The sequence below is a fragment of the Capnocytophaga sp. oral taxon 863 str. F0517 genome, assembly GCF_000466425.1.
In the GTDB taxonomy this organism is placed as follows: Bacteria; Bacteroidota; Bacteroidia; order Flavobacteriales; family Flavobacteriaceae; genus Capnocytophaga.
Map to the genome: position 1 here is coordinate 4,599 of NZ_KE992173.1, position 2,024 is coordinate 6,622.

General features: G+C 29.4%; 1 protein-coding gene and 2 pseudogenes. All 3 read left to right on the top strand.

Translation table 11 applies throughout. The annotated features are described in order from the left end of the window. Positions 1–236 (top strand): annotated as a pseudogene (locus tag HMPREF1551_RS11025) (hypothetical protein); the annotation flags it as partial. A gap of 125 nt (positions 237–361) precedes the next feature. After that, positions 362–1,420 carry a hypothetical protein gene (locus HMPREF1551_RS14285; RefSeq protein WP_021629229.1) on the top strand — a complete coding sequence of 353 codons (1,059 nt, stop codon included), beginning with the start codon at positions 362–364 and terminating at the stop codon, positions 1,418–1,420. Between the two features lie 3 nt (positions 1,421–1,423). Then, positions 1,424–2,024, top strand: a pseudogene (locus HMPREF1551_RS11035) (hypothetical protein); the annotation flags it as partial.

Genomic DNA, 2,024 nt, shown 5'->3' on the forward strand with positions numbered 1-2,024 from the left:
ATAAAACAGAAGAAGAGTTGTGGGATATTTTAGGGCAATTTGCACCAATGAAAAAAGCGGTTATTTTAAAACTTTGCAATGATAGTAACTATCAGGAATTTATGGATAGCTATTTTCAAAAACAGAAGGAATATTTTGACGAAGACCCTGAAGATATTGATAATATAAGATATTACAATGCCTCTAAAGAACTTAAACAAGTTTTAGACAATACAGAACCTATTTACAATGTGTAAGAGGTTGAAGAATAAGTGTTTAAAAAATATTAACGAAGTTAATAATATCTTCGTTTAAACAAATTGTTCAGGGAGCAACTGCAAAAGTTAAAAATGACCTAAGAGCTTATGTAGTAGCGGCTAATATGGAGTATGAAATAGCCTCTTTGCGCTATTTGGATGCTCTAAACAGCCAAAAACTACTCCTTACCCCAAGCACTATTATAGTCGATAACACCTTAGGATACAAAAAAATAGGTGCTTTAGAAGATGTTTATATCACCGTTAACAACAATGTTAGGAAAGCTAATGTAGGACTCTATGTGAAGGGAGAAAAGGCTGTAATATCTTTAGAGAAAGAAGTAAAAATTAGTAGAGTTGAAGAGATTCTTACAGAGGTATTCCCTAAAAATTCTAAATTTATAGATGATACAAAAACAATAGAAAAAATCACTCATTATTTAGCCCCTGAAAATGCCGAAAAACTAAAAGCTATCGGAGGTGAATCAGGATTAAAGAATTTCTTAGCTAAATATAAAGACGCTCCTTGCGGTAATTGTAAAGATGCAGGAAGGAAAATTTTTGGAGGTCGTACCTTAGATGAGATGCTCGAAAACTATGTAGAAGTTGCCTATACTTTTAGAAACCGTCCTGATTTATGGAAAAAAATAGAAGAAGGCGCTTTAAGTAGCAATGCCGCTATGCGTGAAGGCACTCAGCATATGCTTTCTACCTTTAAGAAAAACCCTAAAAAATATACGCCTGAAAACATTGAGCATTTAGATATGAAGTTTGAAAAAGGTTTAGATGATATCTGTGCCAACTGCCGTTATGACGTGAAGTTTAGGGAAGGACTAAAACCTTTATATGAGGAATTTAAAAGCTATAACAGTGAAACGTGGAGTAAAATAGCTAATGATAAAGGGTTTATCAAACAATTTGAAAGCTATTTACAAGAAGTTAACAAATTAGAAGATTTAGCTTATATGATCAACAGTAATAAAGCTAATATAAATGAGGTAAAACAAGCTTTTAAAGAATTGTTTAAAAACAAAAAAGATGAACTCTTTGAGATTATTTTGAAAAACAATACTTTGAAAAATAACTTATTAGGTGAAGGTTTAACTAAAAGTGAAGCTAAAAATGTTTTTGGAGACCTAATAAATTCAACAGATTCTGTTTTGTACAATTTTATAAAATTCTAATTTATGTATTCTCTAATTGAAATAAAAGAAAATATAAATAAAGTAATTCCTTTTAAAGAAGGAATAATTTATAGTTTGTTAAACGACAATTTGTTATATGACAATACACTCTTAATGAAAGGAATAGATGGTACTAGCATTTATAAGATTTCAGATTCTCTAATTCAAGTTTTTGATGAAGAGAAGGGGTGCTATTATATTGATGAAAATTTTAATATTATTAAAAGTAACTATTTTCTTATAGCAAATGAGAATTCCAAATATTTAATAGCTTGGGCTAATGCTGTAAAAATATCAAGAGGAGTATATAACAGAAGTATTTGTCTTTTAGAAAATGATTTAGTCAATGTAAAGGAAATAATTCTTGAAGAAAACTATCAGTATTTAAAAACTTATACAAATGATGTACTTATTACATCAAGTAAAGATGTAATATTGGGTTATCATATTTTTCCTACCAACTTGCTTTGGGAGTTTCCTCTTGCTTCACTTGGTAAAAGTAAAGATTACAATACAGATGAAGAATTTGACTATGAAGTAGAACAATTTGTAGGAATATATAACAATATTCTTTGGGTTTATATAGAAAGAGGTGGATTTATTG

Coding starts and splice junctions, on each gene's coding strand:
- HMPREF1551_RS14285 (WP_021629229.1), top strand. CDS start 362: ATGGAGTATGAAATAGCCTCTTTGCGCTATTTGGATGCTCTAAACAGC.